Origin of the sequence: Citrobacter sp. Cpo040 (assembly GCF_030332915.1) — a bacterium.
GTDB lineage: Bacteria > Pseudomonadota > Gammaproteobacteria > Enterobacterales > Enterobacteriaceae > Citrobacter > Citrobacter portucalensis.
On sequence record NZ_JAOWGX010000037.1, the window covers coordinates 842,561 to 867,703 of the forward strand.

21 protein-coding genes and 4 tRNA genes are annotated in these 25,143 nt (G+C 52.3%); 4 read left to right on the forward strand and 21 right to left on the reverse strand.

Going from position 1 to position 25,143, the window contains the following annotated elements:
- Positions 1–5 precede the first annotated feature (5 nt).
- Entirely contained in the window at positions 6–1,181 is a 1,176-nt protein-coding gene (gene hemX / locus OGX86_RS22490; protein ID WP_003828975.1) for a uroporphyrinogen-III C-methyltransferase, read from the forward strand.
- A 2-nt stretch (positions 1,182–1,183) separates the two neighbouring features.
- Positions 1,184–2,383 (forward strand): protoheme IX biogenesis protein HemY, encoded by a 1,200-nt coding sequence (gene hemY, locus OGX86_RS22495; RefSeq protein WP_048215221.1) that lies wholly within the window; start codon positions 1,184–1,186, stop codon positions 2,381–2,383.
- Between the two features lie 454 nt (positions 2,384–2,837).
- On the opposite strand, the gene OGX86_RS22500 is transcribed toward hemY, so the two are convergent.
- From OGX86_RS22500 to trxA, 20 genes are all read right to left on the reverse strand, one after another.
- A tRNA-Pro gene (locus OGX86_RS22500) sits at positions 2,838–2,914 on the reverse strand.
- 41 nt (positions 2,915–2,955) lie between these two features.
- Positions 2,956–3,041: transfer RNA gene (locus OGX86_RS22505), tRNA-Leu, on the reverse strand.
- Between the two features lie 20 nt (positions 3,042–3,061).
- Positions 3,062–3,137 (reverse strand) — tRNA-His (locus OGX86_RS22510).
- Between the two features lie 56 nt (positions 3,138–3,193).
- Positions 3,194–3,270: transfer RNA gene (locus tag OGX86_RS22515), tRNA-Arg, on the reverse strand.
- Positions 3,271–3,372: 102 nt separating this feature from the next.
- On the reverse strand, positions 3,373–4,758 hold the full coding sequence (thrP, locus tag OGX86_RS22520; protein WP_003828980.1) for a bifunctional threonine/serine APC transporter ThrP: 1,386 nt from the start codon (positions 4,756–4,758) through the stop codon (positions 3,373–3,375).
- Between the two features lie 278 nt (positions 4,759–5,036).
- A complete protein-coding gene (wecG, locus tag OGX86_RS22525; RefSeq protein WP_003017964.1) occupies positions 5,037–5,777 on the reverse strand; it encodes a lipopolysaccharide N-acetylmannosaminouronosyltransferase in 741 nt (246 codons plus the stop codon).
- Positions 5,777–7,132: an ECA oligosaccharide polymerase gene (wzyE, locus tag OGX86_RS22530; RefSeq protein WP_020996101.1), complete on the reverse strand. Its 1,356-nt coding sequence runs from the start codon at positions 7,130–7,132 to the stop codon at positions 5,777–5,779. Before wzyE ends, wecG begins: the two co-directional genes overlap by 1 nt.
- Positions 7,129–8,208, reverse strand: a complete 1,080-nt coding sequence (locus OGX86_RS22535; protein WP_286640716.1) for a TDP-N-acetylfucosamine:lipid II N-acetylfucosaminyltransferase — start codon at positions 8,206–8,208, stop codon at positions 7,129–7,131. The genes wzyE and OGX86_RS22535 overlap by 4 nt, the downstream gene beginning before the upstream one ends.
- Positions 8,205–9,455, reverse strand: coding sequence for a lipid III flippase WzxE (gene wzxE / locus OGX86_RS22540; protein ID WP_003017971.1), 1,251 nt, complete (start codon positions 9,453–9,455; stop codon positions 8,205–8,207). Before wzxE ends, OGX86_RS22535 begins: the two co-directional genes overlap by 4 nt.
- Position 9,456: 1 nt before the next feature.
- Positions 9,457–10,587 (reverse strand): dTDP-4-amino-4,6-dideoxygalactose transaminase, encoded by a 1,131-nt coding sequence (gene rffA, locus OGX86_RS22545; protein WP_048227519.1) that lies wholly within the window; start codon positions 10,585–10,587, stop codon positions 9,457–9,459.
- 4 nt (positions 10,588–10,591) lie between these two features.
- Positions 10,592–11,269, reverse strand: a complete 678-nt coding sequence (gene rffC / locus OGX86_RS22550) for a dTDP-4-amino-4,6-dideoxy-D-galactose acyltransferase (RefSeq protein WP_048227518.1) — start codon at positions 11,267–11,269, stop codon at positions 10,592–10,594.
- Complete coding sequence (gene rfbA, locus OGX86_RS22555; RefSeq protein WP_032945685.1) at positions 11,247–12,128, reverse strand: glucose-1-phosphate thymidylyltransferase RfbA; 882 nt, start codon at positions 12,126–12,128, stop codon at positions 11,247–11,249. Before rfbA ends, rffC begins: the two co-directional genes overlap by 23 nt.
- Before the next feature lie 33 nt (positions 12,129–12,161).
- Complete coding sequence (gene rffG, locus OGX86_RS22560) at positions 12,162–13,229, reverse strand: dTDP-glucose 4,6-dehydratase (RefSeq protein WP_048215226.1); 1,068 nt, start codon at positions 13,227–13,229, stop codon at positions 12,162–12,164.
- Positions 13,229–14,491, reverse strand: coding sequence for a UDP-N-acetyl-D-mannosamine dehydrogenase (gene wecC / locus OGX86_RS22565; protein ID WP_008787073.1), 1,263 nt, complete (start codon positions 14,489–14,491; stop codon positions 13,229–13,231). The genes rffG and wecC overlap by 1 nt, the downstream gene beginning before the upstream one ends.
- Complete coding sequence (gene wecB, locus OGX86_RS22570; RefSeq protein WP_048227517.1) at positions 14,488–15,618, reverse strand: non-hydrolyzing UDP-N-acetylglucosamine 2-epimerase; 1,131 nt, start codon at positions 15,616–15,618, stop codon at positions 14,488–14,490. Before wecB ends, wecC begins: the two co-directional genes overlap by 4 nt.
- Before the next feature lie 55 nt (positions 15,619–15,673).
- Positions 15,674–16,720: an ECA polysaccharide chain length modulation protein gene (wzzE, locus tag OGX86_RS22575; protein WP_003829003.1), complete on the reverse strand. Its 1,047-nt coding sequence runs from the start codon at positions 16,718–16,720 to the stop codon at positions 15,674–15,676.
- Between the two features lie 12 nt (positions 16,721–16,732).
- Positions 16,733–17,836 carry a UDP-N-acetylglucosamine--undecaprenyl-phosphate N-acetylglucosaminephosphotransferase gene (wecA, locus tag OGX86_RS22580; protein ID WP_032945680.1) on the reverse strand — a complete coding sequence of 368 codons (1,104 nt, stop codon included), beginning with the start codon at positions 17,834–17,836 and terminating at the stop codon, positions 16,733–16,735.
- Positions 17,837–18,074: 238 nt separating this feature from the next.
- The gene (gene rho, locus OGX86_RS22585) at positions 18,075–19,334 is read right to left on the reverse strand and encodes a transcription termination factor Rho (protein ID WP_002437993.1); all 1,260 of its coding nucleotides are present in this window, start codon (positions 19,332–19,334) and stop codon (positions 18,075–18,077) included.
- A gap of 87 nt (positions 19,335–19,421) precedes the next feature.
- Positions 19,422–19,541 (reverse strand): rho operon leader peptide, encoded by a 120-nt coding sequence (locus tag OGX86_RS22590; RefSeq protein WP_049259789.1) that lies wholly within the window; start codon positions 19,539–19,541, stop codon positions 19,422–19,424.
- A 130-nt stretch (positions 19,542–19,671) separates the two neighbouring features.
- Positions 19,672–20,001, reverse strand: a complete 330-nt coding sequence (gene trxA / locus OGX86_RS22595) for a thioredoxin TrxA (protein ID WP_001280776.1) — start codon at positions 19,999–20,001, stop codon at positions 19,672–19,674.
- 143 nt (positions 20,002–20,144) lie between these two features.
- On the opposite strand from trxA, the gene rhlB reads away from it, so the two are divergent.
- Positions 20,145–21,413: an ATP-dependent RNA helicase RhlB gene (rhlB, locus tag OGX86_RS22600; RefSeq protein WP_003829013.1), complete on the forward strand. Its 1,269-nt coding sequence runs from the start codon at positions 20,145–20,147 to the stop codon at positions 21,411–21,413.
- A gap of 136 nt (positions 21,414–21,549) precedes the next feature.
- The gene (gene gppA / locus OGX86_RS22605; protein ID WP_003829016.1) at positions 21,550–23,031 is read left to right on the forward strand and encodes a guanosine-5'-triphosphate,3'-diphosphate diphosphatase; all 1,482 of its coding nucleotides are present in this window, start codon (positions 21,550–21,552) and stop codon (positions 23,029–23,031) included.
- 51 nt (positions 23,032–23,082) lie between these two features.
- Here gppA and rep read toward each other — a convergent pair whose 3' ends face one another.
- On the reverse strand, positions 23,083–25,104 hold the full coding sequence (gene rep, locus OGX86_RS22610; RefSeq protein ID WP_003829018.1) for a DNA helicase Rep: 2,022 nt from the start codon (positions 25,102–25,104) through the stop codon (positions 23,083–23,085).
- Positions 25,105–25,143 lie beyond the last annotated feature (39 nt).

Here is a 25,143-nt window from a genome sequence, read left to right on the forward strand (position 1 = left end):
CCATAATGACGGAACAAGAAAAATCCTCCGCCGTGGTTGAAGAGACCAGGGAGGCCGTGGAAACCACGTCACAGCCAGTCAATACTGAAAAAAAGAGTAAGAACAGCACGGCGCTGATTCTGAGCGCTGTGGCGATTGCTATTGCGCTGGCTGCAGGCGTTGGGCTGTACGGCTGGGGGAAACAACAGGCAACAACACAAACGGCAACCAGCGATGCGCTGGCGAACCAGCTGACGGCGCTGCAAAAAGCGCAGGAAAGCCAAAAAGCTGAGCTGGAAGGCATTATTAAACAGCAGGCAACACAGCTGGATGAAGCCACTCGCCAGCAGGCCGCGCTGGTCAAACAGCTTGATGAGGTCCAGCAAAAAGTCGCCACCATCTCCGGCAGCGATGCTGGCACATGGCTGCTGGCGCAGGCTGATTTTCTGGTGAAACTGGCCGGTCGTAAATTATGGAGCGATCAGGACGTCACCACCGCCGCGGCGCTGTTGAAAAGCGCCGACGCCAGTCTGGCAGATATGAACGACCCGAGCTTAATTACCGCGCGACGTGCGATTACTGACGACATCGCGAGCCTCTCCGCGGTGACTCAGGTCGACTATGACGGCATTATCCTGAAAGTGAATCAGCTCTCTAATCAGATTGATAACCTGCGTCTGGCCGACAACGACACCGACGATTCACCAATGGACTCCGACAGCAGCGAGCTTTCCAGCTCGATTAGCGAATGGCGCGTCAATCTGCAAAAAAGCTGGCAGAACTTTATGGACAGCTTCATCACTATTCGTCGTCGTGATGAAACCGCCGTCCCGCTGCTGGCACCGAACCAGGACGTTTACTTACGTGAGAACATCCGTTCTCGTCTGTTAGTGGCCGCACAGGCCGTGCCGCGTCATCAGGAAGAGACATACCGCCAGGCGCTGGAAAATGTCTCCACATGGGTGCGTGCTTACTACGACACCGACGATGCAGCGACCAAAGCGTTCCTTGAAGAAGTAGACCAACTGAGCCAGCAAAGCATCAGTATGGATGTTCCGGAAACGCTGCAGAGCCAGGCTATTCTCGACAAGTTAATGCAGACCCGCGTACGTAATTTACTGGCGCAGCCTGCCACAGCACCGGTAGCAGCAGCGCCAGCGCCTTCGACAGACGCTCCGGCAACCGCGCCGCAAGGAGAATAATGATGCTAAAAGTATTGTTGCTCTTTGTGCTGTTGATCGCCGGGATCGTCGTCGGTCCGATGATAGCTGGTCATCAGGGTTACGTGCTGATCCAGACGGATAACTACAATATCGAAACCAGCGTGACGGGCCTGGTGATCATCCTGATCGTCGCCATGGTCGTCCTGTTTGCGATTGAATGGCTGTTGCGCCGAATTTTCCGCACCGGCGCACATACCCGTGGGTGGTTTGTGGGTCGTAAGCGCCGTCGCGCCCGTAAGCAGACCGAACAGGCCCTACTCAAACTGGCAGAAGGTGACTATCAGCAGGTTGAGAAGCTGATGTCGAAAAATGCCGATCATGCAGAACAGCCGGTAGTGAATTACCTGCTGGCGGCAGAAGCGGCTCAGCAGCGCGGTGACGAAGCGCGCGCCAACCAACACCTTGAGCGTGCTGCCGAACTGGCCGGAAATGATACGATCCCGGTAGAAATCGCTCGCGTTCGCCTGCAACTGGCGCGTAATGAAAATCACGCCGCACGCCACAGCGTAGACAAACTGCTGGAAGTGACGCCGCGCCATCCGGAAGTGCTGCGTCTGGCTGAGCAGGCCTACATACGCACCGGCGCATGGAGTTCCTTGCTGGATATCATCCCATCCATGGCAAAAGCGCATGTGGGTGATGACGAGCACCGCGCCATGCTGGAACAACAGGCATGGGTTGGCTTGATGGATCAAGTCCGCGCCGATCAGGGCAGCGAGGGGCTGCGTGCATGGTGGAAAAACCAGAGCCGTAAAACCCGTCATCAGGTTGCCCTGCAAGTGGCGATGGCTGAACATCTGATTGAGTGTGACGATCACGATACGGCGCAGCAGGTCATCATTGATGGTTTGAAACGTCAGTACGATGACCGCCTGGTGCTGCCGATCCCGCGTCTGAAAACCAATAATCCGGAACAGATAGAAAAAGTGCTGCGCCAGCAGATTAAAGCCGTGGGCGATCGCCCGTTGCTGTGGAGTACGCTGGGTCAGTCGTTAATGAAGCATGGGGAATGGCAGGAAGCTACGCTCGCCTTCCGTGCCGCTCTTAAACAGCGCCCGGACGCCTATGACTACGCCTGGCTTGCTGACGCGCTGGACAGACTGCACCAGCCGGAAGAAGCCGCCACCATGCGCCGTGATGGCCTGATGTTGACGCTGCAGAACAACAATCCCCCGCAGTAACTCCTGAATGCCCGGTGGCGCTTTCGCTTACCGGGCCTACATATTTTTCAATCGTATAAGCAAAATCCTTCGAGAAGTCGCTCGAAGGATTTTGTTTATGCATAAAAAAACGCCCGCTCGGTAAGGAGCAGGCGTTAAACAGGTCTGTATGACAACATAAATGGGTGCTTCACTCAACGTTATGTCCATGGTGTTTGATGAGGCCTGAGCGACATCTGTCTGTGGACGATAAGCACCGTAAACGGCTCTGCATCATTCCTGAGTTTATGAGGCCAGATGGCGAACATAAGAGATGGAATGAGCATCTACCCGCATATTATTGCACAACGCATGCCACGATTGCACTGCAAAAACCAGGTATTCGGACTTTTTAAGACTTCAGGAAATTCGCAGATGCGAAGGCTAAGAAGGGAAATCAGAAAACAAAAAACCCCGCCGAAGCGGGGTTCAAAATTGGTCGGCGAGAGAGGATTCGAACCTCCGACCCACTGGTCCCAAACCAGTTGCGCTACCAAGCTGCGCTACTCGCCGTTTTACTGCTTTTTGAATTTTTAGTTCAATTCTTTAAGTCGTGGTGCGAGGGGGGGGACTCGAACCCCCACATCCTAAGGACACTAACACCTGAAGCTAGCGCGTCTACCAATTCCGCCACCTTCGCATTTCACAACTTTAAATTAATGGGGTGGCTAATGGGATTCGAACCCACGACAACTGGAATCACAATCCAGGGCTCTACCAACTGAGCTATAGCCACCACTGCAAATCTTTTACGCGGTATTAAAACCACCGCAGCTCTGGCACCCTACTAAATGGTGCGCCCGACAGGATTCGAACCTGAGACCTCTGCCTCCGGAGGGCAGCGCTCTATCCAGCTGAGCTACGGGCGCTTAGCGCCGTTGCGGGGCTGGATATTACGGAGGTCTCGGTCTTCTGTCTAGTGCTTTTTTAAAATAAATCATCGTTTGGTCATGGTTTGTGCGTTTTGTCGCTTATTCCCGCAATTTATGGGCTGTGCCATGACGATTCAGACCAAAAACCTTATAAATGAGCGTCACGGCCAGTAAGAAACCCATGCCAACAAAAAGCGACATTCGGGTATCTTCATTAAAGTACATGCCAATTAATACGCAAATCAGGAACGCCATCGTCAAATAATTCGCCCACGGGAACAGAATGGAGCGGAATGGATGACTGGCAATCGCCGCTTTATGCGCCTGACGAAAACGCAGCTGGCTTATCAGGATCACAAACCACGGCACCATCCCCGGCAACACGCTGGCGCTATAGACATAAACAAACACGCGCTGCGGGTTAGGAATAATGTAGTTCAGGCATGAGCCAATCAGCAGGATCGCGATAGAAATAGCCACTCCGGCAACCGGCACGCCATGGCGTGATACTTTTCCAACAACGGCAGGAAGCTGGCGATTCTTTGCCAGCGCGTAGAGCATACGCCCACAGCTGTACATGCCGCTGTTACAGCCAGACAGCGCCGCCGTCAGCACCACAAAGTTAATAATCCCTGCCGCAGCAGTAATACCAATCTTGGCAAAGGTGAGAACAAACGGGCTACCGTTGCTGCCAATCTCATTCCACGGGAAAATAGTGACGATGACAAAAATCGCACCAACGTAGAAAATCAGAATGCGCCACAGCACTTTACCCACCGCGCTACGCAGCGTGACCTGTGGATTCTTCGCTTCTCCTGCAGTGATGCCGATCAGCTCCACGCCCTGGTAAGACGCCACAACAATACACAATGCCGTCAGGAAGCCCTTCCAGCCCCCAGCAAAGAAGCCGCCGTGCTCGGTCAGGTTGCCAAAACCAATCGCCTGGCCGCCATTGCCAAAGCCGAAGAAAATCACCCCAACCCCAATGACGATCATCACAATGATGGTGGTCACTTTGATCATGGCAAACCAGAACTCAATTTCACCATACAGGCGAACCGCAGCGAGGTTTGCCAACGCAACCAGTCCGACCGCGATCAGTGCGGGTATCCATTGCGCCATTTCCGGGAACCAGAACTGCACATACACCCCGATGGCGGTAATCTCTGAGATCCCCACAGCCATCCACATAAACCAGTATGACCAGGCGGTGAGATAGCCAAAGAAGGGGCTCATATAACGGTGAGCGTAAACAGCGAATGAACCTGCAACCGGCTCGAGGAATAACATCTCCCCCATAGAACGCATAATGAAAAACACGAACAGCCCGGCGACGATATACGCCAGCAGAACCGAAGGTCCCGCCCATTTCAGGGTACTGGCGGCCCCCATAAATAGCCCAACGCCAATAGTGCCCCCAAGGGCAATTAATTCGATGTGACGAGCCTCCAGCCCACGCTGTAGCTCAGGTTTGTTCTCAGCCATAAATCCTCTTGATGTGTTTGCATGCTGTCCGGTATTACCGGTTCTCGTTATGGGTACATCTTGTTATGCCATAACAGGCCATGCGGCACCGACCGCTTTACGGTTGGCGCCAAAAACACCACGGCACTGCAATGATTGTTGCGAATGGTTTCCTAAAATCGCTTAAATGGCAATTAAAGCATTCAAAAAATGAATAGATTGTGCGAGAAAGCAGCGATTATGTTGTGAATAAGTAGCGTAATTAGCAGATCACGCTACTTATCAGAGGAGAGAGAGCGTCAGAGGTTGCCGGTATAGTGCCAGCGGAGATAGCGTAATAAGCGAAGTTGTCGAGTAATACGGCTCGGCTGCGACAATAAGCGATACAGCCACTCCAGCCCCAGATTTTGCCAGATTTTAGGCGCACGCTTAACGTGACCGGTAAAGACGTCGTAGGTGCCCCCTACGCCCATATACAGCGCGTCAGGGTGAGTCTTGCGGCAATCACGCATAAAGATCTCTTGTTTTGGCGAGCCCATCGCCACCGTCACAATTTGCGCACCGCTGGCGTGAATACGCTCAAACAACGCCTGACGCTGCTCTGGGGTAAAATAACCGTCCTGACTACCCACAATGTTCACGCGCCACTGCGCACGTAGTTTTGCTTCTGTTTGTGCCAGAACTTCAGGCTTGCCGCCAACCAGGAAAACTGGCGTTCCGTTTTGCCCAGCTCGCGCCATCAGCGCTTCCCAAAGGTCAGCTCCGGCCACGCGTGAAACCTGCGCCTGTGGGAATTTTTTGCGCACCGAACGCACCACGCTAATCCCATCCGCATACTTGAACTCCGCGGCGTTGATCAGCTCCCTCACTTCAGGGTTATCTTCTGCAGTCAGCATCTTCTCAGCGTTGATAGCCACCAGCGTTCCTGACCTGAGGTGTCCTTCGGCAAACAGGTAATTCAGCGCATGTTGCATATCGCGCCAGCCAATCAGTTGTAATCCGCGCAGCGAATACAGCGGCGCAGTTGTGTTATCTGTCATTACGATCCTTCAATCTGTGTCCGGGGCAGCGATTTGATTCGTTTATGAATGAGTCCCGCGCTATCAAACAGCCAGAACAACAATTTTGCCACCAGTAGGCAAACGCCGAAAATCACGAGGAAAAAGACCACTCGTGAGACAAACGAATCCAGCCCTTCACGTGCCAACACGATCATATTGAAAATGGCGCCAAAACAGAAACTGTGCAAAATCGCCGCCTTATAGCGATTGGTTTCTCGGTTACCTAGCTCATACAGCCAGTCGAACCACTTGATGATGAGCCCAACAACAATCGCGCCTAATGGTATAAACAGCGCCCCGCCCATCACCACCAGTGAACCAATTAACGTCGGCGAAATCGCCAGTCCTGAGTGGTTGTTCAACACTTCCCAGGTAAAGTAGTTCGCTGAGTTGAGTACAATACTCGGCCGCCCAGGCCACAGCCAGGAGGGAATAAAGACGTAGAAGTCACGGACAATCGGCGCCAGCCCCTGGAACTCAATATTGTGGTAATTCTGCAGCAACAGCGCCAGGTTCTCCCACGGTGAGAAGGTGTCGCGCGTAAGGTACAGGAACGTATAGAACGCCTCATCGCCGCTAACGCTCATTCCGTAGCGCTTCAACGCCAGCCAGAACATCCCGACAATGCCCAACACGCCTGCAGCGGCCAACATCCACAGCGAAATCCAGCCGCGAATAATGCCGATAAACAAGAAGATGGCAAACGCGATAATGATATTGGCCCGCGTCCCACCCACAATCATATAGGTCAGCAAACCAAACGCGACGGTACTCACGAGGAAGAACACCCACGCTTTGCTGTCCTGACGCAAGAAATAAACCACCAGCATTGCCGGAATGAAGAAGTAGAAGAAACGCTTCAGAGCGACGCCAGAGACTTCACTGGAAAAAATCTGGCTATAGGATTGCAGTCTGAACAGCAGGAATCCGTTGTGCATAAAGAAGATGCCCACGCTCACCAGCGCAATCGCCATCAGGATAACCCAGGTCAAATGGGCTTCAACACGATTGATGGTAAACAGCGGCCTGCGCGGCTTATCATCTACTCGTTTGCGCAAGCGCGTTTTATACGTCACGTAGTAGACGGCATAGAAACAGGCGGCTGACAGCAAGGCCTGCAGCAGGATCTCCGGCGGAGCCACTGCCACATCAAAGCGGAACACCAGGATGCTGGTTAACGGGAATCCGAAGAAGAACGTCAGCAAGAACAACAATGAGAAGAAAACATTGAAGTTAAAACGCACGCGGCGGAACTCAAACCAGGTCAGCGTGGCGATAAACAAGGTGGAGAGCAGCCAGACCACCAGAAGACCGCTGAATTGCATCAGGCTCATACGGTTTCTCCTGAAGCAATGCGCAGCGCATTGTGCCACGGCTGCAGATAATTCGGGCTAAAGAAGGTAATAGTATTTTTATCTACCGATGCCAACTGGCGCTGCGCTTCACGTACGACGCCTTCATTGAGATCATCAGTGGTAAATAACACCGGAAGATTTTGTTCCACCATATCCTGCCAGAAGGGATTTTCACGGTTGAGCACGCATGGGATACCCGCCTGGATCAGCAAACACAGGGTACCGATTCCCTGTTGACGGGCAAAAATAAAGTAACCCAAATCACACTGCCGCAATAATGTTAGATAGGCATCAAATTCCAGCTTTTCACTCAAAATTTGCAGATTATCTGCGCTAAATAACGCCAGGCCAGCCTGGCGAACCTCGTCGATATAGGCCGCATTATTGGCGGGATAACCCATCGGCACAATCACATTCACCGTGTCACCAAACTGCTGATGGACGGCACGAAGCGCGGCAACATGCTCATTGCTGCGATCGCCAGAGTTGCCAACCAGCACCGTCATCTTGCCGCTGCGCTGGCAATCATTGCTCATGTTATTGAGTGAAGGATCCATTCGCGTTGGGAAATAGAGCAACTCACCCCGCACACGGGGATGTTGCTCGGCGAAATAACGTAAATCGCCCCATGTGGCAAACACGCAGCCCACACGATTCTGCGCCATGCGGCGAATCGGGTAAAACAGGCGGAATTTCAGTCCACTGGAGACTTCGTATAAATCAGCGCCCCAGATATGCCAGTAAAACTGCGCCGGTTTAATCCCACCACTCAGCAGCGCCAGCCACAGGCTGGTGTTGAACTGACCGTGGAAGAAGAAACGCTGTTGGCGATCCGCTTTTGCTTTCGCGATCACAGCGTCAGCAAGCGCCTTTTTCCCGCTGTAGAAGCTTAGCGATAACGCCGGGCAGCTCTCACTGAGTCCCGCATCCTGACCGGCAACCATAAACGTGCGCGCATGCTCGCTCGTCGCGGCCAGCGAGTCGTTGAAAAACCGCAACACGGTTTGGTTATGGTGAGGGATATCCGATCCCAGAACGTGAATCAGTACAGTCATGCCCGCCTACGCCAGAGTAAAAACACGCCACAACAAAGAGAAAAATAGACGATGTACGTTGCCATATAAGCCTGTGCCGCTCCCAGCGCACCGTGTGCAGGGATCAGCCAGTGAGCAAACACCGTCAATAACATGAACTGGCTAATTTCAGCCAAAATATAAAACCGCAGCGATGCTTTCGCGATCACCAGATACCCAAAGACATACGCCCCAACTTTCAGTACATCGCCGACCAGTTGCCAGGCAAACAGATCGCGCATGGCGGTGAATTTTGCGGAGAAAAGCAGCCAGATCGCAAAATCACGCAGCAACCAAACAGTAAAGCTCGCTGCGGCAACCGCCGGTAACACGAACTTCAGCGACTTAACCACCTCGCGCGTAATGTCGCGCTTTTCGGTCAGTCGAGACAACGTCGGAAGCAAGTAAACGCTGAATGAGGCGGTAATGAATTGCAGATAAGCATCAGAGATACTGCTTACTCCCTGCCAAATCCCCACATCATCCCAACTGTACTGCGCCGCCAGCAGGTTTCGCATCATCACGTATGCCACAGGCAGCGTTACGGAGGTAATCAGCGCCATCAGGGTAAACTTGCTTAGCTGTCCAGCCAGGCCGTTATCCCACGAGGGTTTCAGGTAATGCAGGGGAATTGCCCCACGCTTAATCAGCATAATAGCGGCGGGGATAACGACCAACGCGGGCACTAACGCCAGACCCAGCAAAGCGCCTTCATACCCTCCCAGGCGATAACATCCATAATAAGCCACCACGCCTACCAGGCTACCCACAATCAACGACAGAGCGTTACCCGCCGCATCGCGAAAGCCCTTCATCAACGCCAGCAGCAGGTTCGCCCAGGCAATCCCCATCTGCACCAGCGCAACCAGTCTTACCAGCCCCTGATAATGAGTATGGCCAAACAATCCCTGACTGATTGGCGCGGCCGCCAGCAGAAAAATCACCGCCATCAGCGTAGAGAATCCCAGCACCATCGCGGAAGATGTACCGACTACCTTACGGAGCCGGGTCGGATCGTCATGGTGCTGCGCAACATATTTCGTGACGCCGTTGAAAATGCCGGCCCCCGCCAGGACACCAAGCACGGTGACCATCTGGCGGAAGTTACCCGCCTGCCCCACGCCTGCCGGGCCAAACGACACCGCCAGCAGCTTCACGACCAGCAAACCTGCACCAATTTTTACCAGCGTACTGGCTGCCGTCCATAAGGACGCTTTAGCAAGCGACATATCAGGCGAAGTAGTTGAGTAAGGTCGAAATGACCGTTCGCTGGTTTACTGGCGACAGGTTGTAAAACAGCGGCAAGCGCAGCAGACGCTCGCTCTCTTTAGTGGTGAAACGATCAACACCGGCAAATACGCCGAATTTATCGCCAGCCGGACAATCATGTAGCGGGATATAGTGGAACACCGCCATAATTTCAGCTTCTTTCAAGAAGTTAATCAACGCCGTGCGATCGTCGATATCGCGCAGCTTGATATAAAACATATGGGCATTCTGCACGCAGTTTTCCGGGACAGAAGGCAGATCAATGCGTCCGGCACGCGCCAGCGGTTCGAGAGCATCATAGTAGTTCTGCCACAGCGCCAGACGCTGCTGGTTAATACGGTCAGCCGCTTCCAGTTGTGCCCACAGATAGGCAGCCTGCAGATCGGACATCAGATAGCTGGAGCCAATATCACGCCAGGTATACTTATCCACCTGACCGCGGAAAAACTGGCTGCGGTTAGTTCCTTTTTCACGGATGATCTCTGCACGTTCGACTAATTTTTTATCATTAATCAGCGTCGCACCACCTTCACCGCCTGCGGTATAGTTTTTGGTCTCATGGAAGCTAAAGCAACCGATGTGACCAATCGTCCCCAGCGCCCGACCTTTGTAAGTCGACATGACGCCCTGGGCCGCATCTTCCACGACAAACAGGTTATGTTTGGTCGCCAGCGCCATGATGGTATCCATTTCACAGGCTACGCCCGCGTAATGCACCGGAACGATAGCGCGGGTCTTGTCGGTGATCGCCGCTTCAATCTGCGTTTCGTCAATGTTCATGGTATCCGGCCGGATATCAACAAAGACAATTTTCGCGCCTCGCAGCACGAAAGCATTGGCCGTGGAGACAAACGTATAGCTCGGCATAATGACTTCATCGCCAGGCTGGATATCCAGCAGCAATGCCGCCATCTCAAGCGATGCGGTGCAGGAAGGCGTCAGCAATACTTTCTCGCTGCCAAAATGCTGTTCCAGCCACTGTTGGCAGCGACGGGTAAAACCACCGTCGCCACACAGTTTGCCGCTGTTCATCGCAGACTGCATGTAATCGAGTTCAGTGCCCACCACCGGCGGTGCGTTAAATGGAATCATCGTGTCACCTGTATAACCAATACGCGGTGCTTTCCACATTCGCACCACTGTGTATATAACGTTTAAGCGCGGCGGTATTGCCCATTTGGGTCGCCACGCGCAATGTTTTTTTACCGCGAGCCTGCGCCCAGCAAAGGGCAGCCTGCATCAGTTCTGCTCCCGCCCCACGCCCGGCCAGCAGGCCAATTCGCGCATCGGTCGCATTCAGTTCACGCAGCGAGACATAGCCACGAATATCACCTGCCGGTGTACGAAAAACGAGGCATTGATGATCGAACGTCCCCAGCACCGCGTTTTCAATCCACTGCGCATAAAAACGCGTGCTGGCATCTGCTGCATACCATGGGGCGCGAAAACGACTTTGCGCGAACGCCTGTCCTGCCAGTTGGCGTAATGCCGGGATATCCGTAGTTTGTGCTACCTGCGCACCGGGGTCGCCATGCGCACACATCACCGGCAGCACAAAATCCACTTCACCTTCAACCAGTGAGAAGCCCAACTGTTGCAGGGCATCTAATTCATGGGTATTGGCGGCAGGAATTTTTGCCTGTACCCGCGACCAGGGCTGCAACACATCCGCAGTCAGAACCGGCGCGCGTTGGTCAAAACGCACAATGGCGCTATTCACGCCAAAGAACGTATTTTCCCAGCTAAGCGGCTCAATACTGGCGCGGACGAGCACGGAGCAGCTCCAGCAGGTATTGACCATAACCCGTTTTGGCCAGTGAACTGGCAGCACGCTTCACGCCTTCGTCATCCAGCCAACCGTTACGCCAGGCGATTTCTTCCAGACAGGCTATTTTAAAGCCCTGGCGTTTTTCCACCGTCTGCACAAAAGTACTCGCTTCGATAAGACTGTCGTGCGTACCGGTATCCAGCCAGGCAAAGCCACGCCCGAGCAATTCTACCGTCAGATGTCCGTCATCAAGATACATCTGGTTGATAGATGTAATCTCCAGCTCCCCACGCTCAGAAGGTTTTACGCGTTTTGCGTATTCCACCACCTTGCTGTCATAGAAATAGAGACCGGTCACCGCCCAGTTTGATTTTGGTGCTTTCGGCTTCTCTTCCAGCGAGATAGCTCGAAAATTGTCGTCAAACTCCACGACACCAAAACGTTCAGGATCCATCACCTGGTAACCAAACACCGTCGCGCCTTGTGTTCTGGCGGCTACATGACGCAGTTTTGGACTGAATCCCTGACCAAAGAAGATATTGTCTCCTAACACCAGACATGATGGTTCCCCGTTAAGGAACGTTTCACCAATGATAAACGCCTGTGCTAATCCATCCGGACTGGGTTGCTCAGCATAGTGCAATTCAATGCCGAACTCAGATCCATCGCCCAGTAAGCGCTGGAAATAGCCTTTATCTTCCGGTGTAGTGATAATCAGGATTTCGCGAATTCCCGCCAGCATCAATACTGATAACGGGTAGTAAATCATCGGCTTATCGTAAATAGGCAATAGCTGCTTCGATACGCCACGCGTAATGGGATACAGGCGAGTACCTGAGCCACCCGCCAGAATGATACCTTTCATGCGTTGTCTCCTCCGGGAGCCAAAACCAGGCTGTTAGCCCTTCAGACCTAAACGTTCGCCCTGGTAACTGCCGTCCTGCACGGGTTTCCACCATGCCTGATTAGCCAGATACCACTGCACGGTTTTGCGCATTCCGCTTTCAAACGTTTCTTGCGGCATCCAGCCTAGTTCACGCGCAATTTTCGACGCGTCAATGGCGTAACGCAAATCATGACCCGGGCGATCGTCCACAAAAGCGATCAAGTCGCGGTACTGCGCGATACCCTGCGGCTTTTGCGGTGCCAGCTCTTCCAACAGGCTGCAAACCGTTTCGACAACTTCCAGGTTTTTACGCTCGTTATGACCACCGATATTATAGGTTTCTCCCACCGCGCCCGTTGTCGCCACACAATAGAGCGCCCTGGCGTGATCTTCTACATACAACCAGTCACGGATCTGTTGCCCATTGCCGTAAACCGGCAACGGCTTCCCCGCCAATGCGTTAAGGATCATCAGCGGAATCAGTTTTTCCGGAAAATGGTACGGACCATAGTTGTTAGAACAGTTGGTTATCAGCGTTGGCAGACCGTAGGTACGCAGCCAGGCGCGAACCAGATGATCGCTGCTGGCTTTCGACGCGGAATAAGGGCTGCTCGGTGCATACGGTGTGGTTTCAGTGAAGAAATCATCCGTAGAATGCAGGTCGCCATACACCTCGTCAGTCGAGATATGGTGGAAACGAAACGCTGATTTTTTCTCGCTGGTTAAATCACCCCAGTAAGCGCGCGCCGCTTCCAACAGCGTGTAGGTTCCCACAATGTTAGTTTCGATAAAGGCGGCCGGACCATCAATTGAGCGATCGACGTGGCTTTCTGCCGCCAGATGCATCACGCAGTCCGGCTGATAGTGTTGAAACACCCTGTCGAGCGAAGCTCGATCGCAGATATCGACTTTCTCAAAGGTAAAACGAGGATTCTGTGCAACCGGCTCCAGCGACATCAGGTTTCCGGCATAGGTCAGCTTATCGACCACAATTGCCGCATCCTGAGTCTCCTGAATGATATGCCGTACAACCGCCGAGCCGATGAATCCCGCTCCACCGGTAACCAGAATTCGTTTCATTAGCGCCAGACCCCTTTGGTATCAACGATATATTGCTGGTGAACCGCATCGCCTTTAATGGCTTTAAATTCATTATGGTCGACCAGCAAGACCAGCACATCGGCGCTTGCCAGAGCATCATCCAGCGCAGCCAGTTGGCACAGACCGTCCAGTTTTTTTGGCAGTTGATGGATGTTCGGTTCCACCACCAATGTTTCGCCTTTGTGCCAATGCGCGATGCTTTGCGCAATTCCCATCGCCGGGCTTTCACGTAAGTCATCAATATTCGGTTTAAATGCCAGACCAAAACAGGCAATTTTCACTTCGCTGGCCCGTTTATTGGTATCCGCCAGACAGTCGGCCACGGCAGCTTTTACCTGATCAACCACCCAATGAGGCTTACCGTCGTTTACCTCACGCGCGGTGCGAATCAATTTCGCCTGCTGCGGGTTCTGCGCCACGATAAACCACGGATCAACCGCGATACAGTGCCCGCCAACCCCCGGACCCGGTTGCAAAATATTCACGCGCGGATGGCGATTTGCCAGTCGAATCAGTTCCCAGACGTTGATACCCTGATCGGCACAAATCAGCGACAGCTCGTTGGCGAAGGCGATATTGACGTCGCGGAAGCTATTTTCAGTCAGTTTGCACATTTCCGCCGTACGGGCGTTGGTCACGACACATTCGCCCTCCAGGAAAATGTTGTACAGTTCGCTAGCACGCGCGGAACAGACGGAGGTCATTCCCCCAATCACGCGGTCGTTTTTAATCAGTTCAACCATCACCTGGCCCGGCAGCACGCGCTCTGGGCAATAAGCAATGTTAACGTCCGCGTGTTCACCGACTTGCTGCGGGAACGTCAGGTCAGGCCGCATTTCTGCAAGCCATGTGGCCATCTGTTCAGTGGCCCCGACAGGCGACGTCGATTCAAGGATCACCAACGCGCCTTTTTTCAGCACCGGTGCAAGAGATTTAGCCGCGGCTTCCACATAAACCATATCGGGTTCGTGCTCCCCCTTAAACGGAGTAGGCACAGCAATCAGATAGGCATCCGCATCTACAGGGGTTGTGGTCGCACGCAGAAATCCATTTTCGACCGCCGTTTTCACCACGGCGCCCAAATCTGGCTCAACGATATGAATTTCACCGCGATTAATGGTATCCACCGCGTGTTGATTTACATCTACGCCAATCACATGCTTTTGACGGGAAGCAAAGGCAGCCGCCGTCGGCAGTCCGATATAACCCAGCCCAATGACAGAAATGGTCGTAAAACTCATAGCGATATCCGATTATTTTTTAACGCGTGTAAAATGCGGCCACATGCCTGCCCGTCACCATACGGATTATGGGCGCGGCTCATGGTCTGATATTCATTGTCGTCATGCAGCAAACGCGTGACTTCTTCGACAATACGCTGCGGGTCGGTCCCTACCAGACGTACTGTGCCTGCAGTAATCGCTTCCGGACGTTCCGTCGTTTCGCGCATCACCAGTACCGGTTTCCCCAGAGATGGGGCTTCTTCCTGAATCCCGCCAGAGTCGGTAAGGATCAGCCAGGCGTGATTCATCAGCCAGACAAACGGCATGTAATCCTGCGGTTCAATCAGGATGACGTTTTCAACGTGACCCAGAATGCGATTAACCGGTTCGCTGACGTTAGGATTCAGGTGCACCGGATAGACAATCTGTACGTTCTGATTGGCCGCGGCAATTTCCGCCAGCGCATGACAAATGTGTTCAAAACCACGACCGAAGCTTTCCCGACGATGACCGGTCACCAGTATCATCTTTTTATCCGAGCTCAAGAATGGATAATGCTCTGCCAGTTCAGCTCGTAATGCATCGCTCGCCAGTACGCGATCGCGTACCCAAATCAACGCATCAATAACCGTATTACCTGTAACGAAGATGCGGTTATCAGAAATGTTTTCCCGTAACAGGTTTTGGCGCGAGTTTTCTGTTGGTGCAAAATGATACATCGCCAGATGCCCGGTCAGCGTACGGTTCGCCTCTTCCGGCCAGGGAGAGTAGAGATCGCCTGTACGTAAGCCTGCCTCCACATGCCCTACCGGGATGCGCTGATAGAACGCGGCCAGGCTAGTAGCAATGGTGGTTGTGGTATCGCCGTGAACTAACACAACGTCAGGTTTAAAATCAGCCAGAATTGGCTTTAATCCTTCCAGTATTCGGCAGGTAATTTCTGTTAGTCCCTGACCTGGCTGCATAATATTGAGATCGTAGTCAGGTACAATGGAAAAGAGGTTCAACACCTGATCGAGCATCTCCCGATGCTGCGCCGTGACGCAAACTTTTGCCTCAAAATCAGGATCTTTTGCCAGCGCATGAACCAGAGGTGCCATTTTTATGGCCTCCGGTCGCGTGCCAAATACAGTCAGTACTTTCACATCGATTCTCTTCGGATTGGCAGTGAGGGCCCAGCCCCTCACTGCAACGATATTGCTAAATCGTGCGGCGACGGGTTAACGCGACACCAGCACCGATCAGAGCCCCAACGATGCCCCACATAATCATCAGGAAGGCACGACGAGGGCTGTCACGTTTTACCGGTTCCTCCGGCGTACGCAAATAACGATAGGTCTGAAAACGCGGATCCAGAGTTGGCCCAACGTTCAGTGTGTTAAGCATGGCTCGGTTTTGGAAGTAGTCCAGATCGAAATCGGGACCAACAGATTGCAGGTTTTCGAGTCGCGCCTGCAGCATAGGACGTCCAAGCAAAAACAGTTCAGAATCGGGTAGCTCTTCAGCCGGAACGTCAGTGGAAGTACGCGAAATATTATGCTGTTCAGCAATTTTGAGAGCCTGCTCAATGTTGTGAACTCGGCGAGAGAAAATCGATTTCGCCACTTCTTCCTGGCGTTTAACCTGCGCCTTCATCTGCACAGTGCGCGCAGCCCAGGCTCCCTTTAACTCGTCGTTCAGATGACGCGCCGCACGCTGACTGGCAAACGCGACGTACTGACGCAACAGATTGTTGGCATCAGGTGCCGTTTCGGCAATCAGCTTCACGCTGTCATTGGTATTACGAACCGCATCGCCGGGCATAAACTGAATGTTATTAATCAGTTCATCCAGCATCGCCGCATCGGCTTTACTGTTCCCCACCATACGTTGCTTGTAATAATCAGTCTGCTGCCAGAATTCACGGCGCGTATCCCATGAGGCAAGCTGCATGATAAATTCTTTATAGGCCTCATCCATCACTGACGGCTGATCCGCAGATGCAAGACTGGCCTTGATGTCCAGGTTACGTAAGAACTGCTGCTGAGAGTAATAGCCGCCCAACATATTAACCGTTGGCCTGTCTGAAATCGCCGTCGCGCTCCACTCCTGACGAGCAAAAAACGTATAGGCGAGAGCGACTAACGCGAAGGCGAGAGCCATACCGACGATCCACACCTTCCCTGTCCACAAAGTACGAAACAACCCACGGATGTCCAGTTCATTTTCAGCGCTCATGGCATGTTCCCCCGGTAATGGTTGTGTCATCGTACCCTCAATTTATTTGGTTAAGTTTGGTTTACTGTCACGGTTTCTACGCAACTTGCGCTTCCAGCGTTTGATAAATCTCGCTACCTTCCAGGCACGTTTAATACAATAGTCGTACAAGACAAATGCCAGTAAAAAGAGCACCAGCATCACCCATTCCGGAACGACCCGAGAATATTCAGCCAACACGCCGATAGAGGCCAGGATCGCAGCAGCCAGCGTAATCAGGACAAAAGCCTGTCGGGAGGTAAACCCGGCGCGCATAATTAAATGGTGAATATGTTGGCGGTCCGGGGAGAAAGGGCTCATACCTTTACGTAAACGACGATACATGATCGCCACCATATCCATTAACGGAATGGCAATAATCCACAGTGCGGTGACCGGGCTAATAGGATGCGTTTTACCTTGAGTGGTCTCCAGCAGGATCCAGATGACCGTAAAGCCAATCAGCGTACTCCCCGCATCACCCATAAAGACCTTATAGCGACGTCCGAGAATACCCAGGTTCAGCATGATGTAAGGCAGAATGGCGGCGATCATGGCAAAACACCAGATAGCCAGGCTTGTCTGGCCGTCAAACCACAAGATAAGCCCCATTGCGGCGAATGATACGCTGGATAGCCCGCCTAACAGACCATCAATCCCATCCACCATGTTAAAGGCGTTAATTGCAGCCCAAACGGCGAAAAGGGTAAGGAAATAGCCAAAAGGACCGAGCACCATCTCCCAAGGGCCAAAAATGAACCCAAGGCTCAACAGATAGAGCTTACCTACCGCCATCATAATGATGCCGATGATAGCCTGGATGGTCGCACGGATTTTTACACTGATATCAAAGCGGTCGTCCAGCGCACCGATAAACACCAGTACACCGGCACAAGCCAGGTAGAGAGTTGCATGCGGGATATAATAATCGGCGATGAGGAACGTAAAGCAAATGCCTGCGTAAACCGAAATCCCCCCAACCAACGGAATCAGTCCCTGATGACGTTTGCGGAAGTTGGGTTTATCCACCAATCCTATCTTTTTCGCAACCTTACGGGCAAAGAAAAGAAACAGCGTTGTGAATAAAAAAATACTGATGAGATCAGTACTTGCTGTCAGTAAATTCACTATACATACTCTCAAAGAATATCAATATATGAAGTATAACCATCCAGGCGATTATTCAGAAGAGAAACCCGATTCCATATCAGGTGGTTCTGTATGATTATTAACCACAAAATACGAATTACAACCCTTCATCGCCAGGCGGTATGTCATACCGGATTATTATTATTGTGTCGTTAAGATTACATCCACAAAAGCAAAACGCCACGTAAAAACGTGGCGTTTTCAGATGATGCCCGAATCAGGAACGCTTCATCATATCGAAGAAGTCGTCGTTGGTCTTGGTCATCGCCAGTTTGTTAATGAGGAATTCCATTGCATCGATTTCACCCATCGGATGGATGATTTTGCGCAGGATCCACATTTTCTGCAGCTCTTCCTGGGTGGTGAGCAGCTCTTCTTTACGGGTACCGGAACGGTTGTAGTCGATAGCCGGGAAGACGCGTTTTTCAGCAATCTTACGAGAGAGATGCAGTTCCATGTTGCCGGTACCTTTAAACTCTTCGTAGATAACTTCATCCATTTTAGAGCCGGTATCAATCAGCGCAGTCGCGATGATGGTCAGGCTACCGCCCTCTTCCACGTTACGTGCAGCACCAAAGAAACGCTTAGGACGATGCAGGGCGTTGGCGTCCACACCACCGGTCAGTACTTTACCGGAAGCCGGAACCACGGTGTTATATGCACGCGCCAGACGGGTGATGGAGTCAAGCAGAATGATAACGTCTTTCTTGTGTTCAACCAGACGTTTCGCCTTCTCGATAACCATTTCCGCAACCTGAACGTGGCGGGAGGCTGGTTCGTCAAAGGTAGAGGCAACCACTTCACCTTTCACCAGACGCTGCATCTCGGTAACTTCTTCCGGACGTTCGTCAATCAGCAGCACCATCAGCACGCAGTCAGGATGATTGTATGCAATGCTCTGCGCGATGTTCTGCAGCAGCATGGTTTTACCCGCTTTCGGCGGAGCAACAATCAGACCACGTTGGCCACGACCGATCGGCGATGCCAGATCCAGTACACGCGCCGTTAAGTCTTCAGTAGAACCGTTACCACGTTCCATACGCAGACGAGAGTTTGCGTGCAGCGGCGTTAAGTTCTCAAAGAGGATTTTGTTACGGGCGTTTTCTGGTTTGTCGTAGTTAACTTCGTTAACTTTCAACAGCGCAAAGTAGCGTTCACCTTCTTTCGGCGGGCGAATCTTACCAGAAATGGTATCACCAGTGCGGAGGTTGAAACGGCGGATTTGGCTGGGAGAAACGTAGATGTCATCAGGACCGGCGAGGTAGGAGCTGTCTGCAGAGCGGAGGAAACCAAATCCATCCTGCAATATCTCCAGCACACCGTCACCAAAGATATCTTCGCCACTCTTTGCGTGCTGCTTCAGGATGGCAAAAATAATGTCCTGCTTGCGCATACGAGCCAGGTTTTCAAGGCCCATATTTTCGCCGAGAGTGATCAGCTCAGAAACCGGCGTATTCTTTAATTCGGTAAGATTCATAATGGTGTGAGTTCTTAAACTTGGGGTAAATCTCGAACTTAATGTTGTGAATGGTATGGCAGGGTCATCCATGCCTGTTTACGGCCATCAACTCATGTCTGTTCGCTGTCTGGTCACAGGAAAGTACGCAGAACTGAAACGACAAGACGGATTGAGTGACAAGCCAGGAATCTGTCCACTCCTCGCGCGAGAAACAACGGGAAGTATTGGATATAACTAGATTCAAACTTAATAAGGTATGTTTAATACGAAGTCAACACTAACTTAGCACGACTCAAGTCGGGCGTCCAGTCATCCGAATCATTTCGAAGTAGGGTCGCCCGATCATGAGACTTCCTTACGCTAAATTAGCGTCGAGGAATTCTTTCAACTGACCTTTGGACAGCGCGCCGACTTTCGTCGCCGCAACTTCGCCGTTTTTAAACAGCAGCAGGGTCGGGATGCCACGGATACCATACTTCGGCGCGGTGCCTGGGTTTTGGTCAATGTTCAGTTTAGCAACCGTCAGTTTGCCCTGATATTCGTCAGCGATTTCATCCAGAATCGGAGCGATCATTTTGCACGGACCGCACCACTCTGCCCAGAAATCAACGAGGATTGCTCCGTCCGCTTTGAGTACATCCGTGTCAAAACTGTCGTCAGTCAGGTGAATAATTTTATCGCTCATAATAACTCCACAGGAATAAGCCTGGTGCATTGGTGTAGCATTAATCAACGACGTGTTGATGTAGCATTAACCAACTAAAGGTTGACTTTATTTCACCGGATACGCTTTCGTAAAGCAATAGTAAGCTGATATTCTACCACACTATGAGCAAAACACATTTAACAGAACAGAAGTTTTCCGACTTCGCCCTGCACCCAAAGGTGATAGAAGCCCTTGAAAATAAAGGCTTTCATAACTGTACGCCCATTCAGGCCCTCGCGCTGCCGCTAACGCTGGCTGGTCGTGATGTTGCCGGGCAGGCGCAAACCGGTACCGGAAAAACGATGGCGTTCCTGACGTCAACGTTTCATTATCTTCTCTCTCATCCCGCGATTGCCGATCGCAAGGTGAACCAACCGCGTGCGTTAATTATGGCGCCAACGCGTGAATTAGCCGTGCAGATCCACGCCGATGCCGAGCCGCTGGCACAAACCACTGGTCTGAAATTAGGCCTGGCGTATGGCGGCGACGGTTACGATAAACAGCTGAAAGTGCTGGAAAGCGGCGTCGATATTCTTATCGGCACGACCGGTCGTCTCATCGACTATGCAAAACAGAACCACATTAATCTGGGCGCGATTCAGGTCGTGGTGCTGGATGAAGCCGATCGTATGTACGATCTGGGCTTTATTAAAGATATCCGTTGGCTGTTCCGTCGTATGCCGCCAACCACCCAACGTCTGAACATGCTGTTTTCTGCAACCCTCTCATACCGCGTTCGCGAACTGGCGTTCGAACAGATGAATAACGCTGAGTACGTTGAAGTCGAACCGGAACAGAAAACTGGCCACCGCATTAAAGAAGAGCTCTTCTACCCTTCCAACGAAGAGAAAATGCGTTTGCTGCAAACGCTGATTGAAGAAGAGTGGCCAGATCGAGCCATTGTTTTTGCTAACACCAAGCATCGTTGTGAAGATATCTGGGGCAGCCTTGCTGCGGACGGTCATCGCGTCGGTCTGCTGACCGGTGACGTAGCACAGAAAAAACGTCTGCGTATTCTTGATGAGTTCACCCGTGGCGATCTCGACATTCTCGTTGCGACGGATGTCGCTGCGCGTGGCCTGCATATCCCAGCAGTAACGCACGTATTTAACTATGACCTGCCGGATGACTGTGAAGATTACGTTCACCGAATCGGTCGTACCGGACGTGCTGGCGCAAGCGGTCACTCTATCAGCCTGGCTTGTGAAGAGTACGCGCTGAATTTACCCGCAATCGAGACCTATATCGGCCATTCGATTCCGGTCAGCAAATATAACCCGGATGCGCTGATGACCGATCTGCCGAAGCCGTTGCGCTTAACGCGCCCGCGTACAGGCAATGGCCCACGCCGTACCGGTGGTGCTCCGCGTAATCGTCGTCGTTCAGGTTAAGAAAAGTTATGCCATACACAAAATCATTCAGCCTGTATCAAGGCGGCAAGAAAACGAATCCCGATGAGCTTATTTTAGTAAATGATTCGGGTGAGAGAACGCAGCCAACACAGATACAGGTTGAAGGATGAAGTGTATGAATTCTACTTCGCTGTATGCAGCAATCGATCTCGGCTCGAATAGTTTTCATATGCTGGTTGTACGCGAGGTGGCAGGAAGCATCCAGACGCTCACGCGTATCAAACGCAAAGTGCGTCTGGCCGCTGGACTCAACGGTGACAACGAGCTCTCTGTTGAAGCGATGGAGCGCGGCTGGCAATGCTTGCGCTTGTTTGCAGAACGTCTGCAGGATATTCCGCATCCTCAAATCCGCGTGGTCGCCACGGCAACATTACGCATCGCCGTAAATGCCGATGTGTTTATTGCTAAAGCGCAAGAGATCCTTGGCTGCCCTGTCCAGGTAATTAGCGGTGAAGAAGAAGCGCGACTGATTTATCAAGGTGTGGCCCACACAACCGGCGGTGCCGATCAGCGTCTGGTTGTGGATATTGGTGGCGCCAGCACTGAATTAGTCACCGGTTCCGGCGCACAAACCACCTCTCTGTTCAGCCTGTCGATGGGCTGCGTCACCTGGCTCGAACGTTATTTTACCGATCGTAATCTGGCACAGGAAAACTTTGACGAGGCAGAGAAGGCCGCACGTGAAGTTCTGCGCCCGGTCGCCGACAAACTGCGTTTTCATGGCTGGAAAGTTTGCGTTGGTGCCTCTGGTACCGTCCAGGCGTTGCAGGAAATCATGATGGCGCAGGGTATGGATGAGCGCATTACGCTGGCCAAACTTCAGCAGCTTAAGCAGCGCGCCATTCACTGCGGTCGTCTGGAAGAGCTGGAAATCGAAGGGTTAACGCTGGAACGTGCGCTGGTTTTCCCCAGCGGGCTGGCCATTCTGATTGCTATTTTCACCGAACTGAACATTCAATGCATGACCCTGGCCGGCGGCGCATTACGTGAAGGTCTGGTCTACGGCATGCTGCATCTGGCGGTGGATCAGGATATTCGTAGCCGCACATTACGCAATATCCAGCGTCGCTTTATGGTCGATACAGAGCAAGCACATCGCGTTGCCAATTTAGCGACTAAATTTCTCGATCAGGTAGAAAAAAAGTGGCATCTTGAACCGATTAGCCGCGAACTACTGATTAGTGCCTGTCAGCTGCATGAAATTGGCCTGAGCGTTGATTTTAAACAGGCACCACAGCATGCCGCTTATCTGGTGCGCAATCTCGATCTCCCAGGTTTTACCCCTGCGCAAAAGAAACTGCTAGCAACGCTGTTACTCAACCAGACCAACCCCGTCGATCTCTCTTCGCTCCACCAGCAAAACGCAGTGCCACCGCGCATCGCGGAGCATCTTTGCCGTTTGCTACGTTTGGCGATCATCTTCGCCAGCCGTCGCCGTGACGATCTTGTGCCGGAAATTCAAATGGATGCAAGAAACGAGCACCTGACAGTCACGCTACCAGAAGGCTGGCTGGAACATCATCCGCTGGGTAAAGAGTTAATCGATCAGGAAAGTCAGTGGCAAAGCTATGTCCACTGGCCGCTGGACGTTCATTAGATGTTGGTTGCCGGATAGCGCGCGTTTACACGTATCCGGCCTACAAAATACCTACTTCGCTTTGGCTTTTGCCATCATTGCCCGAATATTAGCGATGCTTGCCTGCCCTTTTTGCATCCGCTCCTCAGCGCTCACCACTTTACGCTCTTGTTCCCAGATAACGTCATCCTGTGGCAGCTCCAGCAGGAAACGACTCGGTTCCGGACGCACCAGCTCACCATACTGACGACGCTCTTTACACAGAGTGAAGATGAGTTCTTTCTGTGCACGCGTAATCCCTACGTAAGCCAGACGACGTTCTTCGTCGATATTGTCTTCATCGATACTGCTCTGGTGCGGCAAAAATCCTTCTTCCATTCCCACCATAAACACGTAAGGGAACTCCAGCCCTTTTGAGGCATGCAGCGTCATCAACTGCACCTGATCCAGCTCTTCTTCGCTCTCTCCACGCTCCATCATGTCGCGCAGGGTAAAGCGGGTAACTACCTGGGTCAGGGTCATCGGCTCTTCCAGCTCACTGCCTTCCAGCATCTCCGTCATCCAGCTGAACAGCGTATTGACGTTTTTCATACGCATTTCAGCCGCTTTCGGGCTCGGCGAGGTTTCATACAGCCAGGATTCGTAATCAATACCGTGGATAAGATCGCGCACGGCGGCAACCGGTTCGCGCTCCGCCAGGCGCTGAATTTCACCCAGCCAGTGCGTAAAGCGGGTCAGAGAGTCATACCCGCGCCCGGTCAGTGTCTGGCTAAGCCCCATATCAAAGCTGGCGGTAAACAGGCTTTTATTACGCGTCATCGCCCATTCACCCAACTTTTGCAGCGTGGCTGGACCGATTTCACGCTTTGGCGTGTTTACGATGCGCAAAAATGCGCTGTCGTCATCCGGGTTGCTCAGCACACGCAGGTAGGCCAGCAGATCTTTAATCTCCGGACGCGAGAAGAACGACGTTCCGCCGGAAATTTTGTACGGGATACGGTTCTGCATCAGAAACTTTTCGAACACGCGCGACTGATGGTTGCCGCGATAAAGGATGGCGTAGTCTTTATATTGCGTCTTGTTCACAAAGTGATGGGCAATTAATTCCCCGGTCACACGTTCGGCTTCATGCTCTTCATTATTTGCGCTCAGTACCTTCAGCTCAGCACCGTAACCCAACTCGGAAAAGAGCCGCTTTTCAAAGACGTGTGGATTGTTCGCAATGAGGATGTTCGCCGCCTTAAGGATGCGACCTGATGAACGGTAGTTTTGCTCCAGCTTCACTACCTGTAAAGCCGGAAAATCTTTGCTCAACAGTACCAGGTTCTGCGGACGGGCGCCGCGCCAGGAGTAGATCGACTGATCGTCATCGCCCACGACGGTAAAGCGCGCACGTTTCCCTACCAGCAACTTCACCAGCTCATACTGGCTGGTGTTGGTATCCTGATATTCATCCACCAGCAGGTAGCGGATTCTGTTTTGCCAGCGCTCACGTACTTCTTCATTGCGCTGTAGCAGCAGCGTGGGAAGCAGGATCAGATCGTCAAAATCGAGGACGTTACACGCCTTCATATGCGCGTCATACAGACCATAGCAGTGGGCAAAAATACGATCGCGCTCGCCCTTTGCGCTGGCTGCCGCCTGCGCCGGAGTCATCAGATCGTTTTTCCAGTTGGAGATCGTCGAGATCAGCTGCTGGAGAATAAGCTTATCGTCTTCGATTAGCCCTTCGGTCAGTTCCTTAAGCAAGGCCACCTGGTCAGTATCGTCAAACAACGAGAAGTTAGACTTCATCCCCAGCGCCGCGTATTCACGCTTAATGATATCCAGTCCCAGGGTGTGGAAGGTGGAGATCATCAACCCACGCGCCTCTTTACGACCCAGCGTTTGCGCCACGCGCTCTTTCATCTCGCGCGCAGCCTTATTGGTAAAGGTCACTGCCGCAATATGTCGTGCCTGATAGCCACATTCACGGATCAGATGGGCTATTTTGTTGGTGATAACACGCGTCTTGCCGGAACCCGCTCCCGCCAGCACCAGGCAAGGTCCGGTGACGAATTCGACGGCTTGTTGTTGTCCGGGGTTCAAACGCATAAGGGATTGCTCAATCTGTAAACACGGGGGAGGTGGATT

Bases quoted from the DNA above. Each gene is read 5' to 3' on its own strand.
- hemX (WP_003828975.1), top strand. From the start codon at position 6: ATGACGGAACAAGAAAAATCCTCCGCCGTGGTTGAAGAGACCAGGGAG.
- hemY (WP_048215221.1), top strand. From the start codon at position 1,184: ATGCTAAAAGTATTGTTGCTCTTTGTGCTGTTGATCGCCGGGATCGTC.
- thrP (WP_003828980.1), bottom strand. From the start codon at position 4,758: ATGGCTGAGAACAAACCTGAGCTACAGCGTGGGCTGGAGGCTCGTCAC.
- wecG (WP_003017964.1), bottom strand. From the start codon at position 5,777: ATGACAGATAACACAACTGCGCCGCTGTATTCGCTGCGCGGATTACAA.
- wzyE (WP_020996101.1), bottom strand. From the start codon at position 7,132: ATGAGCCTGATGCAATTCAGCGGTCTTCTGGTGGTCTGGCTGCTCTCC.
- OGX86_RS22535 (WP_286640716.1), bottom strand. From the start codon at position 8,208: ATGACTGTACTGATTCACGTTCTGGGATCGGATATCCCTCACCATAAC.
- wzxE (WP_003017971.1), bottom strand. From the start codon at position 9,455: ATGTCGCTTGCTAAAGCGTCCTTATGGACGGCAGCCAGTACGCTGGTA.
- rffA (WP_048227519.1), bottom strand. From the start codon at position 10,587: ATGATTCCATTTAACGCACCGCCGGTGGTGGGCACTGAACTCGATTAC.
- rfbA (WP_032945685.1), bottom strand. From the start codon at position 12,128: ATGAAAGGTATCATTCTGGCGGGTGGCTCAGGTACTCGCCTGTATCCC.
- rffG (WP_048215226.1), bottom strand. From the start codon at position 13,229: ATGAAACGAATTCTGGTTACCGGTGGAGCGGGATTCATCGGCTCGGCG.
- wecC (WP_008787073.1), bottom strand. From the start codon at position 14,491: ATGAGTTTTACGACCATTTCTGTCATTGGGCTGGGTTATATCGGACTG.
- wzzE (WP_003829003.1), bottom strand. From the start codon at position 16,720: ATGACACAACCATTACCGGGGGAACATGCCATGAGCGCTGAAAATGAA.
- rho (WP_002437993.1), bottom strand. From the start codon at position 19,334: ATGAATCTTACCGAATTAAAGAATACGCCGGTTTCTGAGCTGATCACT.
- trxA (WP_001280776.1), bottom strand. From the start codon at position 20,001: ATGAGCGATAAAATTATTCACCTGACTGACGACAGTTTTGACACGGAT.
- rhlB (WP_003829013.1), top strand. From the start codon at position 20,145: ATGAGCAAAACACATTTAACAGAACAGAAGTTTTCCGACTTCGCCCTG.
- gppA (WP_003829016.1), top strand. From the start codon at position 21,550: ATGAATTCTACTTCGCTGTATGCAGCAATCGATCTCGGCTCGAATAGT.
- rep (WP_003829018.1), bottom strand. From the start codon at position 25,104: ATGCGTTTGAACCCCGGACAACAACAAGCCGTCGAATTCGTCACCGGA.